Consider the following 15,017-nt stretch of genomic DNA (forward strand, 5'->3'; position numbering starts at 1 on the left):
CAGGCCGCCATGGAGGGCCTGCGTGTGTTTGTTCACACCATCCTGCCCGCATTAGCACTGATGTACAGGTGAAATCGCCAGCCATCGGGGTTTCACAGTTTTCCTTGGATAAAAAGAAGCACGGGGTACACAACTGATGGACGCAACATCCACAACCACCACCGCGAAAAGCGGGCACGAGAGCAAGCTCAGTGCCTCGCTGAAGTCGCGCCACCTGACGATGATGTCGATCGCCGGGGTTATTGGCGGCGCCTTGTTCGTCGGTTCCGGCAGCGTGATCCACAGCGCCGGCCCAGCCGCTGTCCTGGCCTATCTGGCAGGCGGCATCCTGGTGGTGCTGATCATGCGCATGCTGGGTGAAATGGCGACTTCCTCGCCAGACACCGGCTCGTTCTCCACCTACGCCGACCGCGCCATTGGCCGTTGGGCCGGTTTCACCATCGGCTGGCTGTACTGGTGGTACTGGGTCATCCTCATGGCCTGGGAAGCCTATGTGGCGGGCAAGATCCTGCATGGCTTCTTCCCTGACGTCAGCGTCAACGTGTTCGTGCTGGCCACGACCCTGCTGCTGATCACCGTCAACTTCTTCAACGTCAAGCACTACGGTGAGTTCGAGTTCTGGTTCGCCTTGATCAAGGTGATTGCGATTGTCTGCTTCCTGATCGTGTGTACCGCTGCCGTGATGAGCGTCTGGCAGTTCGGTGAGGTGCGTGGCATCAGCCATCTCACCGCCGAAGGCTTCATGCCCAATGGCATCACCACCGTGATCGGTGCCCTGCTCGGGGTGATGTTCGCCTTCCTCGGCGCCGAAATCGTCACGATCGCGGCCTCCGAAGCCAAGGACCCTGCGGCGCAGATCGTCAAGGCGACCAACTCGGTGGTTTGGCGTGTGTGCCTGTTCTACGTCGGCTCGATCTTCCTGATCGTCTGCCTGGTACCGTGGAACGACCCGCACCTGGGCGTCTCCGGCTACGGTGCCTACCGCCGTACCCTGGAACTGCTGGGCGTGCCGTATGCCGAACTGCTGATGAACTTCGTGGTGCTGACCTCGGTGAGCAGCTGCCTGATCTCCGGCCACTACACCGCCTCGCGCATGCTGTTCTCCCTGGCCCAGCGTGGCGACGCGCCTTCGTTCTTCAAGATCACCCGCGCCGGCACCGGTGTACCGGTGTACGCGATCATGGGCTCGTGCGCCGTGGCCGTGGTGTGTGCGCTGATCAACTTCAGCGAGACCCTGCGCCCGAAAGACGTACTGGACACCCTGATGAACACCACCGGCATGATTGCCCTGCTGGTGTACCTGGTCATCGCCTTCTCGCAACTGCGCATGCGCCGCAAGCTGATTGCCGAGGGCAAGGAAGTACGCCTGAAGATGTGGCTGTTCCCGTGGCTGACCTACCTGGTGATCGCGTTCATCGTGGCCGCCCTGGTAACCATGGCCTTCATGCCTGACTACCAGATCCTGGTGATCTCTACCGGTATCGCTGCGGCGATCGTGGTGGCAATGGGTGTGGTGCACCAGATCCGCTCTGGCAGCAAGCAGCACTAAGCGTCACTCGCGTTTGGAAACGGCCGGCTCCCTTGGGGACCCGGCCGTTTCGCGTTGTTGAGCCTGGGTTTTTTCTGCAGGCATGTGGAAGCGCTGGTTCATCCACGGTGAGCCGAGCAGGGCGGCGGCGGCGATCAGGGCCAGGATGGCGAGGGCGATGGAGGTCTTCATGGACGTGCGCATAAAGGGACTGACTTCAAGCATAGGCGGTCAGTTCCGGCCTCATCGCCGCTACAGTTCAGCGTTCGCGGGCTTGCCGCTGATAACCGTCAGGTGAAGCTGGCGAAATGCGCCTGCATCCGTGCCGCATCCGCCTGTTGCCCGCTGAACAGCTCGAACGCCTTCACCGCCTGGAACACGGCCATGTTGCTGCCATCCAGGGTGCGGCAACCCAGTGCCCGGGCCGCGCGCAGCAGTTCGGTCTCCAGGGGGAAGTAGATGATTTCCGCCACCCACAGGCGTGCATGCAGCAACGCTACCGGCAGTGGGGTGCCCGGTAGCTTGGCCATGCCCACCGGGGTGGTGTTGACCAGCCCGTCCGCTTCGGCCAATGCTGTGGCCAGGTCCGTGCCGACCACGGCACGACCGGCGCCGAAATGAGCGTTCAGGTTGTCTACCAATGCCTGTGCACGGGCAGCGTCCACTTCGAACAGCACCAGCCGCTCGACCCCTTCACCCAGCAGGGCATGGGCCACGGCCGAGCCTGCACCGCCAGCGCCCATCTGCACCACCTGGCGCCGCGCGACGTCGGGCAGGCCACGGCGCAAGCCCTCGGCAAAACCCAGGCAATCGGTGTTGTGGCCGACCCGCTTGCCGTCCTTGAGCACCACGGTGTTCACCGCACCGATGCCACGGGCTTCGTCGGACAGCTCGTCGAGCAACGGCAGAATCGCCTGCTTGAATGGGTAGGTGATGTTGAGCCCGGTAAAACCGGTGTGCTGCGCGGCGTCAAGCAGGCCGGGCAGGGCGCTGTCGTCCAGTTGCAACTGGTCGGCATCGATCAGGCGGTACAGGTAACGCAAGGCCTGCGCGTCGCCTTCGTGTTCGTGCAGGGCGGGGGTGCGCGACAGCTGGATGCCGCGGCCGATCAGGCCGGCGAGGATGGCTTGTTGGCTCATGCCGTGCGCTCCTGGAACATTTCGGCGAAGTGGCTCAGGGCCATGCGGTAGCCATGGCTGCCCAGGCCGCAGATGACACCGACGGCGATGGAAGAGACGAACGACAGGTGACGGAACGGCTCGCGCTTGTGCACGTTGGACAAGTGCACTTCGATGACCGGCAGCTCGCTGGCCACCAGGGCATCGCGGATGGCGACCGATGTGTGGGTCCAGGCGCCAGGGTTGATCACGATACCGGCGCAACGGCCACGGGCGGCGTGGACCCAGTCGATCAGTTCGCCTTCGTGGTTGGTTTGGCGGAATTCGATTTCCAGGCCGTGGGCATGGGCAGTATCGGCACACCCTTGAGCCAGGTCGGCAAGGGTTTCATGGCCGTATTGGGCAGGCTCGCGGGTGCCCAGCATGTTCAGGTTGGGGCCGTTGAGCACGAGAATAAGGGGCTTCATGACGGGCATCACTTTGTTGTTGTTGGATGCGCTTAGTTTTGTACTGACTGGTTAGTTCCGTCAATTGGACAGCCACTTCGCACCGGGAAAGTGGGCGATTATCGAACTGCGTTGGTGATTACAAAATTGTAATGTTGCCGCCACCGCCCCGATAACCAACCCTTTCTACAGTCCCTCGCCAACGCTTCGCCGAGAGGACTTGATTCGTGCCCATCCCCCGCAAGATCGCCTTGCTCTGCCTGTTGCTGGCCGGTGCCACCAGCGCCCAGGCCAGCCAGAGCCTGAGCCTGCCCCAGGCGCTTGCCGCCGCCTTTGCCCAGAACCCGGAGCTGGCTGCGGCCGGCCGCGAAATCGGCATTGCCGAAGGTGAACGGCGCCAGGCCGGGTTGCTCCCCAACCCCGAGCTGGCCTGGGAAGTCGAGGACACCCGCCGTGACACCAGCACCACCACCGTCACCCTCAGCCAACCGCTGGAGCTGGGCGGCAAGCGCGGGGCACGTATCGCCGTGGCCGGTGCTGGCCAGGCCATTGCCCAGCTCGACCTGGAGCGCCAGCGCAACGGCCTGCGGGCCGATGTGGTGCAGGCCTTTCATGCAGCCTTGCGCGCGCAGACCGCGCTGGAGCTGGCGCAGCAGTCGCAGGCACTGACTGAACGCGGGCTGCGGGTTGTGCAAGGGCGGGTCACTGCGGGCCAGTCATCGCCGGTAGAGGCCACCCGTGCCCAGGTGCAGCTGGCCCAGGCCCAGGCCGAAGTGCGCCGCGCACGCACCCAGCGCAGCGTGGCCTACCAGGCGCTGGCCCGCCTGACCGGCAGCCCGCTGGCAGGTTTCGACCAGCTGCAGGCCGCCAACCTTTCGCCGGGCGTTGCGCCCAACGCCGACGCTTTGCTTGAGCAGGTCGAACAGACCGTCGAATGGCGCCTGGCCGCTGCGCAGGTCGAGCGCGGCGATGCTTCCCTGGGTTCGGAAAAGGCCCAGCGTATTCCCAACCTCACCGTCAGCCTTGGCAGCCAGTACAGCCGTGAGGACCGTGAGCGGGTGAACGTGGTTGGCCTGTCCATGCCGTTGCCGTTGTTCGACCGCAACCAGGGCAATGTACTGGCCGCTGCGCGCCGTGCCGACCAGGCGCGTGACCTGCGCAACGCCGTGGAACTGCGCCTGCGCAGTGAAACCCGCAGTGCCGTGAGCCAGTGGGCCACGGCGATGCAGGACGTGCAGGCCTATGACCGCACCATCCTGCCCGCTGCGCAGCAGGCCGTGGATACCGCCACTCGCGGTTTTGAAATGGGCAAGTTCGCCTTTCTCGATGTACTCGACGCCCAGCGCACGCTGATCGAGGCCCGCGGGCTGTACCTCGAGGCGCTGGCCTCGGCGACCGATGCGCGCGCGCAAGTCGAGCGGATCTACGGCGACCTCGATGGCCTGAGCAACACACCGAATAGCAGGAGCAACAATGACTAACCCACGCAAGCTAGCCCTTCTGGCCGCCGCCGTCGCCGCACTCGGCCTTGGCGGCCTGGCCTGGACCGGCAACCTCGGCCAGGCGTCGAAAGCCGAAGCCCGGCACGACGATCATGGCCAAGACAGCCACGGCCACGCCGCAGAGCAGGCCACTGAGGGCCATGCCGAGGAGGGGCACGCTGAAGAAGAAGGCCAGCTGCACCTGTCCATCGCCCAGATCGAAGCCGCCGGCGTGCAACTGGCTGCCGCAGGCCCCCGTGAGTTGGGCATCGCCATCAGCTTCCCAGGTGAAATCCGCTTTGACGAGGACCGTACCGCCCACGTCGTCCCCCGTGTGCCGGGCGTCGTCGAGGCGGTGCACGCCGAGCTGGGCCAGGCGGTCAAGCGCGGCCAGGTGCTGGCGGTGATCGCCAGCCAGCAGATCTCCGACCTGCGCAGCGAGCAGCAGGCCGCCCAGCGTCGTCTGGAGCTGGCGCGGCTGACCTTCCAGCGTGAACAGCAACTGTGGCAGGAGCGCATCAGCGCCGAGCAGGATTACCTGCAGGCGCGCCAGGCATTGCAGGAGGCCGAGATCGCCTTGGCCAACGCCCGGCAGAAGGTCGCCGCCGTGGGCCCGGCCGGTGCCGGTAACCGCTATGAGCTACGTGCGCCATTCGATGCGGTGGTCGTGGAAAAGCACCTGACTGCAGGCGAAGTGGTTGACGAGACCAGCAACGCTTTCACCCTGTCTGACTTGAGCCGTGTGTGGGCCACCTTCGCCGTGGCCCCGCGTGACCTTGGCAAGGTCGTGACTGGCCGCGATGTCACGGTCAGTGCGCCGGACCTGGGCGCCCAGGTCGAGGGCAAGGTCAACTACGTCGGCAGCCTGCTCGGTGAGCAGAACCGCGCCGCTACCGTGCGCGCCACCCTGGCCAACCCCAACGGGGCCTGGCGCCCAGGGCTGTTCGTCAACATTGCTGTCAGCGTCGAGCGCTTCAAGGCCGCCGTGACGGTGCCGGAAAACGCCCTGCAAACCTGGGAAGAACAGACCGTGGTGTTTGCCCGCACCGAGGAAGGCTTCGAGGCCCGCCCGGTAACGACTGGCCGCCGCGATGCTGGCCAGGTAGAGATTCTCAGCGGCCTGGCCGCCGGTACTCAGGTAGCGGCCGCCGGCAGCTTTGTCCTCAAGTCGGAGCTGGGCAAAGGCTCGGCCGAGCACAGCCATTGATCACGGGGACACCTGCATGTTCGAACGCCTGATTCAATTCGCCATCGAGCAGCGCCTGGTGGTGATGCTGGCCGTGGTCCTGATGGCCGCGGTGGGTATCCACAGCTACCAGAAACTGCCGATCGACGCTGTGCCGGACATTACCAACGTCCAGGTGCAGATCAACACCGCCGCCCCCGGTTATTCGCCGCTGGAGACCGAGCAGCGCATCACCTTTGCCATCGAAACCGCCATGGCTGGCCTGCCTGGGCTGAAGCAGACCCGCTCGCTGTCGCGTTCGGGCTTGTCGCAGGTTACGGTGATTTTCGATGATGGCACCGACGTGTTCTTCGCCCGCCAGTTGGTCAACGAGCGCCTGCAAGTGGCTCGCGAGCAATTGCCCGAGGGGATAGAAGCGGGCATGGGGCCGATCTCCACCGGGCTGGGGGAAATCTTCCTGTGGACGGTGGAAGCCGAGGAGGGGGCGCTCAAGGAAGACGGCACACCCTACACCCCAACCGACCTGCGGGTGATCCAGGACTGGATCATCAAGCCACAGCTGCGCAATGTGCCGGGGGTGGCCGAGGTCAACAGCATTGGTGGCCATGCCAAGCAATACCTGATTGCGCCGGAGCCCAAACGCCTGGCGGCCTACAAGCTCACCCTCAATGACCTGATCGCGGCGTTGGAACGCAACAACGCCAACGTCGGCGCCGGTTACATCGAGCGCAATGGCGAACAGTTGCTGATTCGCGCACCGGGCCAGGTGGCGTCGGCCGAAGACATCGCCAACATTGTCATCTCCAGCGTCGATGGCACGCCAATCCGTGTCAGCCATGTTGCCGAGGTTGGCCTGGGCGAAGAGCTTCGCTCGGGTGCGGCCACCGAAAATGGCCGGGAGGTGGTGCTGGGCACGGTGTTCATGCTGATTGGCGAGAACAGCCGCACGGTGTCCCAGGCGGTCGCCGCCAAATTGGTCGAGATCAACCGCAACCTGCCCAAGGGGGTGGTGGCGGTGACCGTGTACGACCGCACCAACCTGGTGGAAAAAGCCATCGCCACGGTGAAGAAGAACCTGATCGAAGGGGCCATCCTGGTCATTGCCGTGCTGTTCCTGTTCCTGGGCAACATCCGCGCCGCACTGATCACCGCAATGGTCATCCCGCTGTCGATGCTGTTCACTTTCACTGGCATGTTCAGCAACAAGGTCAGCGCCAACTTGATGAGCCTAGGCGCGCTGGACTTCGGCATCATCGTCGACGGTGCGGTGGTGATCGTGGAAAACGCCATCCGCCGCCTGGCCCATGCCCAGCAACGCCATGGCCGCATGCTGACCCGCAGCGAGCGCTTCCATGAAGTGTTCGCCGCCGCCCGCGAGGCGCGCCGGCCGCTGATCTACGGGCAGTTGATCATCATGGTGGTGTACCTGCCGATCTTTGCCCTGACCGGTGTCGAGGGCAAGATGTTCCACCCCATGGCCTTTACCGTGGTCATGGCCTTGCTCGGCGCCATGATTCTTTCGGTCACGTTCGTGCCGGCGGCCATTGCCCTGTTCGTCACCGGCAAGGTCAAGGAAGAAGAAGGCCTGGTGATGCGCACGGCGCGCCAGCGTTATGCGCCGGTGCTGGCCTGGGTGCTGGGCCGGCGCAAGGTGGCGTTTGCCGCCGCTGCCGCCCTGGTGCTGTTGTCCGGGGTCATGGCCAGCCGCATGGGCAGCGAGTTCATCCCCAGCCTAAGCGAGGGCGACTTTGCCTTGCAGGCCCTGCGTGTGCCGGGTACCAGCCTGTCGCAGTCGGTGGACATGCAGCAGCGCCTGGAGCAGGCGATCATCGCCCAGGTGCCGGAGGTGGAGCGGGTGTTCGCCCGTACCGGTACTGCCGAAATCGCCTCTGACCCGATGCCACCGAACATCTCCGACGCCTATGTGATGTTGCGCCCGCGCGAGCAGTGGGTAGATCCGGGCAAGCCGCGTGACGAACTGATCGCCGAGGTGCAACGTGCTGCCGCCAGCGTACCGGGCAGCAACTACGAGCTGTCGCAGCCGATCCAGTTGCGTTTCAACGAGCTGATTTCCGGGGTGCGCAGCGATGTGGCGGTGAAGTTGTTCGGTGATGACATGGATGTGCTCAACCGCACCGCCGCGCAAATCGCCAGCAGCCTGCAAGGTGTCGCGGGTGCGTCCGAGGTGAAGGTGGAGCAAACCACCGGCCTGCCGGTGCTGACCATCGACATCGACCGCGACAAGGCGGCGCGCCATGGCCTGAACGTGGGCGACGTGCAGGACGCCATCGCCATTGCCGTGGGTGGCCGCACGGCAGGCACACTGTATGAAGGCGACCGGCGCTTCGACATGGTGGTGCGCCTGCCCGAAACCTTGCGCACGGATGTGGACGGGCTTTCCAGCCTGCTGATTCCGGTACCGGCCAGTGCCACTGCGGGCGCTGCGCAAATCGGCTTTATCCCGCTGTCTCAGGTGGCCACGTTGAACCTGCAACTGGGGCCTAACCAGGTCAGCCGCGAGGATGGCAAGCGGGTGGTGGTGGTCAGCGCCAACGTTCGCGGGCGTGACCTGGGCTCGTTCGTGGAGGATGCCGAACAGACCCTGATCCAGCAGGTGCAGATTCCACCGGGTTACTGGACACGCTGGGGTGGGCAGTTCGAACAGTTGCAATCGGCAACCGAGCGCCTGCAGGTGGTGGTGCCGGTAGCCTTGCTGCTGGTCATGGCACTGTTGCTGATGATGTTCAATAACCTCAGGGATGGCTTGCTGGTGTTCACCGGTATTCCGTTTGCCCTGACCGGTGGGGTGCTGGCGCTGTGGTTGCGGGACATCCCGTTGTCCATCTCGGCGGGTGTGGGTTTCATTGCCCTGTCGGGGGTGGCAGTGCTCAACGGGCTGGTGATGATCGCCTTTATCCGTGGCCTGCGCGAAGAAGGGCGCCCGTTGCGGGTGGCGGTAGAAGAGGGCGCCTTGACGCGCTTGCGGCCGGTGCTGATGACCGCGCTGGTGGCTTCGCTGGGGTTCATTCCGATGGCCTTGGCCACGGGGACCGGGGCTGAGGTGCAGCGGCCGCTGGCGACGGTAGTGATTGGTGGGATCCTGTCTTCTACTGCGTTGACGTTGCTGGTTCTGCCTGCGTTGTATCAGTGGGCGTATCGGCGGGAAGAGGCGCAAGAGGGCTGAGAGCCAGGGGCCGCTTTGCGGCCCATCGCGACACAAGGCCGCTCCTACAGGATTGCGTATTTCCCTGTAGGAGCGGCCTTGTGTCGCGATGGGCTGCAAAAGCAGCCCCGACAATCTCAGACAGTACTACGAACTCCAGACTGCACGCCGTCTACCCCCCCCTCATCATGCAACGAAATCCGCGAAGTCTCCGGCAACGCCAACCCGCCCACCAGCGCCACCAGCGCAATCACCACCAGGTAAAACGCCGGTGCCAGGCTGCTGCCGGTCTGCCCGATCAGCCAGGTCGCCACCAACGGCGCGGTGCCGCCAAACAGCGTATAGGCCACGTTGTAGGTAATCGCCGAAGCGGTGTAGCGGGTGCGGGTTGGGAAGCTTTCGGACAGCAACGCCGCAGTGACCACGCCACTGCACAACGCGCCCACCGCCAACAGAATCACCCCCAGCAGTGCACCCGACATCGAGCCAGAGCTGGCCAGCCAGTATGCCGGGAACACGCACAGCATCACCCACAGGCAAGTAAAGCCGATGGTCTTGCGCCGCCCCACTCGGTCCGAGAACGCGCCGGCCAGCGGGCAGCCGACGGCGGCGAACAGCAGGGCCACGGTGGTCACCAGTAGCGACTGTGCGCGGGTCAGGTTGCCTACCAGTTGCAGGTACGTGGCGAAGTAGGTGGTGAACATGTAGAACGACAGGGCGGTCAGCGAGATGAACGCCCCCAGGTTGCGAATGACCCGGCCATGGTGACGCAGGGTGTATTTGAGCGGCGAATGCTCATGTTCCTTGCCTTGGGCGACGGCTTCGCGGAATGCCGGGGTTTCTTCCATGCGCCAGCGCAGGTACAGACCGACCAGCCCCAGCGGCGCGGCAATCAGGAATGGAACGCGCCAGCCCCAGGCATTCATTGCCTCGGCCGACAGGCTGGCTTCCAGCCCATAGGCGATCACTGCGGCGCAGGCGAAGGCGGAAAAGGTCGAGACCGGCACGAAACTGCCGTAAAACGCACGCCTGTCGTTAGGTGCGTGCTCCATCAAGTAGGCACAGGCCCCCGCGTACTCGCCACCGGCAGAAAAGCCCTGCAGGCAGCGCGCCAGGGTGAGCAGCACGGGGGCTGCCAGGCCAATGCTGGCGTAGGTCGGCAGCAGGCCGATCAGGGTGGTGGAGCCGGCCATCAAGAGGATTGTCAGCGACAGGATGCGCTTGCGCCCCAGGCGGTCGCCCAGCGCGCCGAACACGATCCCGCCCAGCGGGCGAAGGGCAAAGGCCACGGCAAACACCGCGAACGTTTTGAGCAACGCCACGCTGGGGTCTTCGCTGGCAAAGAACTGGCTGGCGATCAGCGTGGCAAGAAAGCCATACACGGCGAAGTCGAACCATTCGACGAAATTGCCGATGGCCGAGGCGGCGATCACCCTGCGCAGGGTGGCGGGGGATACCTCGTGAGGTGCGGACATGCGGGTGCTCTCCGGTTCCATTGGCAGCCATGATGAACGTGGCGCGGTCGGGCCGCGCCATCATTGTTGTGCTTGCCAGTAGATAACCGGGTGCAAAAAGGTGCTTTGTCGAGGGCGACCTCGGGATACCTGATTCAACCGGTATAACGGTTTACAGCCGGCCGACCTTCCAGGGGGCGTACTCCAGTTCGCTGTAGCCTTCGGCTTTGCCGTGCATGTCGGCCTTGAAGCCCGGCAGGCTGCTCAGGTCAAGCACCATGCAGCGGCTGGTGAGTTCGGCTTGCAGCCTGCCATCGAGACGAAAGTCATCCGGCCGGTTCGGGTGGGGATAGATTTGTACCAGGCAGCCTTGGACCTTGCCCTGCGCATTCGCCTCGTAATAGAGCGAGGCCCGGCCGATGCTGTTTACCGGCTGGTCGCGCAACAGGTGCTGCCAGAAGAACTCACGTTGTGCATTGGCCTGGCGCCGTGGGGTATCCAGTGCCTGGGCGGCAGCGGGCAGATCCACGAACAGCGGCGCTCGTATTTCCGTCGTGCCGTCCTCGTCGCGCATCGACTTGGGCACCACGGGGTAGATGGTCTTCCAGCATTGCGCCTCGACCATGTTGGCCAATGCGTTGAAGTCTGAGCGGACCAGGTCGGCCGGTAATGCTCTTTCGTACTTCATCGGTGCTTTACTGGTTTTGCAACTGATGGGGGCGGAGTGCTGGTCGAGTTTGACATTCAGCATCACCACGCCAACCTGCTTGCCTGTATCTGCTGTGGCGATGCCCAGCTTCAGTACGTGTTGCATGTCGCTGACGAATGCCTTGCGCGCCTGCTTGTCCTGCTCGGAGGCAGGGCGGTTCTGGCAACCCGCCAAGGCGATGAGTGCAGCTGCCACGATTGCCGGAGACAACGGTCTGAGCACAGAAACTTCCTTGATGTGATAGAGCCGGCGTTCATGCCGGCGGTAATGAGAACCAATATTATCACTCGAAATGCTTGAGGGCTTTGTGTGGTTTGTGTGTAGGAAATGTATGGTTTTGCGGTATCGGCGCGATGGCCGATACCGCCCTGTGCATCAGAAGCGCATGTCCAGTGCCAGTTCGAAGGTGCGCGGCGGCCCCATGTAGTACTGGCTGTTGTAGGCCTGCTTGGCATACACCTCGTCGGTCAGGTTGCGCACCCGCCCGGTCAGCGTAGTGTGCTCATCCAGCCGGTAGCGGGCGAACGCGCCAAACAGGGTGTAGGCCGGCGCCTTGAGGCTGTTGGCATTGTCGGCATACACCGAGCCCACATAGCGCCCGTCCGCGCCCACCGACCACGCCGACGACAGGCTGTAGGTCAGCCACAGGTTGGCGACATTGGCCGGCACGTTGGTCGGTGCATTGCCTTTGCGCGACACCGATACGCCGTTCACCGCCTCGTTGAACTCATCGTACTGTGCATCGACATAGGCATAGTTGGCCTCGGCCAGCAGTTTCGGTGTCACCTGCAACCGCCCGGACAGCTCGATACCGCGTGAGGTCTGCTGCCCGGCCTGGACCGTGAGGTTGGCGTCGTTGGAGTCGCGGACGGCAAAGTCCTTGCGCACGATCTGGTACAGCGCCAGCGTCGCGGCACCGCGCCCATCGAGGAAGTCGAACTTGCTGCCCACTTCCCATTGCTCGCCCTTGGACAAGTCGAAAAGGCCGACATTGGAGTAGGTCGCCGCTGCCAGCGAGCCGGCCGGCAAGTCGGCGGAAGAGCTGTACTGTACGTACACGCTGGCCGAAGGCGTCAGCGCATAGGTCAGGCCGATGCGCCCGGACAGCGGCTCCCAGCGCCGCTCGAAGTAGGCCGGCGAAGTTGGCGTCACTGCGCCGTAGTTGGTGACGTCCATGTCCAGGTAGTCGTAACGCAGGGCGGTCAGCAGGGCCAGGCGCTCAGTCAGCTGCAAGCGGTTTTCGGCGAAAACCGCGCGGTTGATGACCTCGTGGCGGCGTTGCTTGGTCAGGCCGGCATTCACACCAGGGATGTCATCGAAGCTGCCGGGGTCGAAGTGCTCGGCATCGACCACGTCACTCCAGCTGCTGGAGGTGGGGTAGAGGGTCTGGCGCATGCGCGAGTACTCCAGCCCCAGCGACCACTGGCTGGCCAGGCCGAACAGCTGGTTGTCATGGCGCAGCTCGATGCGGTCGCCCAACAGGTTCTGGTCGTGGCGCTGCAAGTAGGGGCTGCTGCGCTGCACCTTGCCATCGCGGGTGTAGGTGTAACGTTCGAGGTTGCGGTAATCGCGCTGGGCGTTGTAGTGGTACAGCGTGTTCTGCACGCTGGTGCTGTCGCTGATCTGGTAGTCGAGGATCGAACGCAGCCAGCGCACCCGCTGCTCATAGCGGCCATCGCCAACGTTGTAGTTTTCGAAGCGGCGGCTGTTGTCGATTTTCATCGTGCTGCGCCCCGGCAAAATCGGCGAGCCCCAGTACGGGCTGTCTTCGCGGTCTTCCTGGTATTCCAGCGCCAAGGTGTGGGTGAGGTTGGGCGTCAGGTCGCTGAGCAGCGAAAAGGCCAGGCTGTCGGTGTGCCGTTCGTTGCGGTCGACATAACCGTTGCCATGCCCGCGGCTGAAGTCCAGGCGCATGAAATGCCGGGCATCGGCGGGGTTGCTGGCCAGCGCCTGGTTGATGCCGAAGGCCACTTCGCTGTCGTCGAAGCTACCGTAGCGAATACGCCCGTCAATGATCTGCTGGTCGCGGCTGGCGAGCTTGGTGATGTAGTTGATCGAGCCGCCCACCGCCCCCGCGCCATGCAGGAACGAAGACGGCCCGCCAATCAGCTCGACGCGGTCGAGCACCCAGGCATCCACCGGGCGAGTGGCGCTGCTGTAGCCCAGGTTGATGCCGTTGTACAACTGGGTGACCTGGTTCTGGGTGAAGCCGCGGTAGGCGACGAAGCCGCCAAAGCCAGGGTTGGCCGAAGCGTTTACACCGGTCATGGCGTTGATCACGTCCTGGCTGTCCTTGGCGCCGCGTTCTTCGATCAGGCGGCGGTCCGAGACGCTGACCGAGGCGGGCGTTTCTCGCGCGGTGAGGCCCAGGCGCGAGCCGGTGCGGATCGGCTCGTCCAGTTGCACGCCGCTGGCGGCGTCGCGTTCGCCGTCGATGGTGGTGGCGCCAAGTTCGACAGGGGCGCTGTCGGCCCAGGCAACGCTGCAGGTGCCCATGATGAGCAGCAGGGAGGTATTGCGAAGCATGTTTGTGTGTCTTCCACGCAAGGTTCATGGCTGACGGCGAGCGCGCACAGGCGCGCCCGGCTGAAGTCAGGCGAAATGAAGTGAGGCTGCGGGGAAGACGGCAGGGGAGGCGCGGGGGTTGAGGGCGGGGCGTTGATAGCGCGGTGGCGGTTGTGCCCAGCTGCGCACCACGATGGGCGAGGTGGCCACGGCTTGCGCCGGGGTGAATGACCAGCCACCACTGCTGAGCGGTACCGCCAGGCCGAACGATGAGCACACCGGGCAGTCGAGCTGAGCCATGTGCTGGTCGCCGCCGGCGCCGTCCAGGTCGATGGCCACGCCATGCTCGCTGTTGACGGAGCAGAAACCACCTTCCAGGCCGGCCAGGCGCAGGCCGCCCATCTGCCCATGGTGCAAACCGCACAGCAACAGGCTGAACAGGACGCTGGCATAGAGCGCCCAGGCAGTCAGCGTGCGAGTGTGCCGGGTGGTTTTCATGGCGGCGAATCTACCATTCGGATGAACGGTCGGGTAGTGCTTTTGCTGCAGCACGATCGCTTGTAGGAGCGGCCTTTTGTCGCGACAGGGGCGCAAAGCGCCCCCCCAAGACCTGTCAGGCCGCTCGCTCCAGCGCATCCAGTAAGTCGACAAACTCCATCGCCAGCTTGTGCCGTGGCGCCAGATGTACCAACGGCACCGACGCCTGGTGCGACTCCCGCATCTTGATCGAGCTGCTCAAGTACACCGGCAGCACCGGCAGGCCTTCGTTGCGCAACTGCTCGACCAGGGTCTGGTGCAGCGCGGTGCGCCCGGCGAACTGGTTCACCACTACACCTTCCACCTGCAGTGCCGGGTTGTGGTCTTGGCGCAGCTCCTCGACCTCGGCCATGACGCAGTGCAGGGCCTGGCGCGAAAAGCTGTCGCAGTCGAACGGGATCAACAAGCGCTCGGCCGCCACCAGCGCGCTGAAGGTGTAGAAATTCAGCGCCGGCGGGGTGTCGATGTAGATCCGCTCGTAGTCCTCGCCCAGTTCCACCAGCAGTTTGCGCAGCTTGTTGATCTTGAACTTGCTCTCCAGCTTGCTCTGCAGATCGCTGAGGTCAGGGCTGGCGGTGACCAGGTGCAGGTTGCTGTAGCGGGTTTCGGTGATCGCCACGCGGTGCTTCTTGCCAGCGGCGGTAACCGGCGACAAGGTTTGGCGGAAGAAATCGGCGATGCCGGCAGGTATGGCGTCATTGACCAAGCCGGTCAGGTAGTAAGTGGCATTGGCCTGCGGGTCGAGGTCGACCAGCAGGGTCCGATAGCCCTCGGCGGCACTGGCTGCGGCGAGGTTGCAGGCAATGCTGGATTTGCCCACGCCACCTTTCTGATTGAAAACCACACGACGCATGAGACGCTCATCCATGAAGTGTAAATGTCAGGTTGGG

General features: G+C 64.1%; 12 protein-coding genes. 4 read left to right on the forward strand and 8 right to left on the reverse strand.

Annotated features, from left to right (window positions below; all coding sequences use genetic code 11):
* Window positions 1-136 precede the first annotated feature (136 nt).
* On the forward strand, window positions 137-1,549 hold the full coding sequence (locus ACNQP3_RS10160; protein ID WP_264316983.1) for an amino acid permease: 1,413 nt from the start codon (window positions 137-139) through the stop codon (window positions 1,547-1,549).
* A gap of 3 nt (window positions 1,550-1,552) precedes the next feature.
* On the opposite strand, the gene ACNQP3_RS10165 is transcribed toward ACNQP3_RS10160, so the two are convergent.
* From ACNQP3_RS10165 to aroQ, 3 genes are all read right to left on the reverse strand, one after another.
* Window positions 1,553-1,732, reverse strand: a complete 180-nt coding sequence (locus ACNQP3_RS10165) for a hypothetical protein (protein ID WP_060492810.1) — start codon at window positions 1,730-1,732, stop codon at window positions 1,553-1,555.
* An 86-nt stretch (window positions 1,733-1,818) separates the two neighbouring features.
* Window positions 1,819-2,667 (reverse strand): shikimate dehydrogenase, encoded by an 849-nt coding sequence (locus tag ACNQP3_RS10170; RefSeq protein WP_012271692.1) that lies wholly within the window; start codon window positions 2,665-2,667, stop codon window positions 1,819-1,821.
* Window positions 2,664-3,113, reverse strand: a complete 450-nt coding sequence (aroQ, locus tag ACNQP3_RS10175) for a type II 3-dehydroquinate dehydratase (protein WP_012271693.1) — start codon at window positions 3,111-3,113, stop codon at window positions 2,664-2,666. Before aroQ ends, ACNQP3_RS10170 begins: the two co-directional genes overlap by 4 nt.
* Before the next feature lie 206 nt (window positions 3,114-3,319).
* Between aroQ and ACNQP3_RS10180 the strand changes: the two genes are divergently transcribed.
* From ACNQP3_RS10180 to ACNQP3_RS10190, 3 genes are read left to right on the forward strand one after another with little or no spacing between them, the layout of a single operon-like run.
* Window positions 3,320-4,573 carry a TolC family protein gene (locus ACNQP3_RS10180; protein WP_012271694.1) on the forward strand — a complete coding sequence of 418 codons (1,254 nt, stop codon included), beginning with the start codon at window positions 3,320-3,322 and terminating at the stop codon, window positions 4,571-4,573.
* Window positions 4,566-5,780 carry an efflux RND transporter periplasmic adaptor subunit gene (locus ACNQP3_RS10185; RefSeq protein ID WP_012271695.1) on the forward strand — a complete coding sequence of 405 codons (1,215 nt, stop codon included), beginning with the start codon at window positions 4,566-4,568 and terminating at the stop codon, window positions 5,778-5,780. Before ACNQP3_RS10180 ends, ACNQP3_RS10185 begins: the two co-directional genes overlap by 8 nt.
* A gap of 16 nt (window positions 5,781-5,796) precedes the next feature.
* A complete protein-coding gene (locus ACNQP3_RS10190) occupies window positions 5,797-8,943 on the forward strand; it encodes an efflux RND transporter permease subunit (protein WP_012271696.1) in 3,147 nt (1,048 codons plus the stop codon).
* A gap of 116 nt (window positions 8,944-9,059) precedes the next feature.
* On the opposite strand, the gene ACNQP3_RS10195 is transcribed toward ACNQP3_RS10190, so the two are convergent.
* The 5 genes from ACNQP3_RS10195 to ACNQP3_RS10215 all read right to left on the reverse strand — a co-directional run bounded on the left by ACNQP3_RS10195 (window position 9,060) and on the right by ACNQP3_RS10215 (window position 14,980).
* On the reverse strand, window positions 9,060-10,397 hold the full coding sequence (locus ACNQP3_RS10195) for an MFS transporter (RefSeq protein WP_012271697.1): 1,338 nt from the start codon (window positions 10,395-10,397) through the stop codon (window positions 9,060-9,062).
* A gap of 151 nt (window positions 10,398-10,548) precedes the next feature.
* Window positions 10,549-11,307, reverse strand: coding sequence for a hypothetical protein (locus ACNQP3_RS10200; RefSeq protein WP_264316984.1), 759 nt, complete (start codon window positions 11,305-11,307; stop codon window positions 10,549-10,551).
* A 153-nt stretch (window positions 11,308-11,460) separates the two neighbouring features.
* Window positions 11,461-13,611 carry a TonB-dependent receptor gene (locus tag ACNQP3_RS10205; RefSeq protein ID WP_012271699.1) on the reverse strand — a complete coding sequence of 717 codons (2,151 nt, stop codon included), beginning with the start codon at window positions 13,609-13,611 and terminating at the stop codon, window positions 11,461-11,463.
* A gap of 66 nt (window positions 13,612-13,677) precedes the next feature.
* Entirely contained in the window at window positions 13,678-14,088 is a 411-nt protein-coding gene (locus tag ACNQP3_RS10210; RefSeq protein ID WP_012271700.1) for a DUF2946 family protein, read from the reverse strand.
* Window positions 14,089-14,203: 115 nt separating this feature from the next.
* Window positions 14,204-14,980 carry a ParA family protein gene (locus tag ACNQP3_RS10215; protein ID WP_012271701.1) on the reverse strand — a complete coding sequence of 259 codons (777 nt, stop codon included), beginning with the start codon at window positions 14,978-14,980 and terminating at the stop codon, window positions 14,204-14,206.
* Window positions 14,981-15,017 lie beyond the last annotated feature (37 nt).

It is taken from the genome of Pseudomonas sp. LFS074 (assembly GCF_047978165.1).
GTDB classification, from domain to species: Bacteria; Pseudomonadota; Gammaproteobacteria; order Pseudomonadales; family Pseudomonadaceae; genus Aquipseudomonas; species Aquipseudomonas putida_P.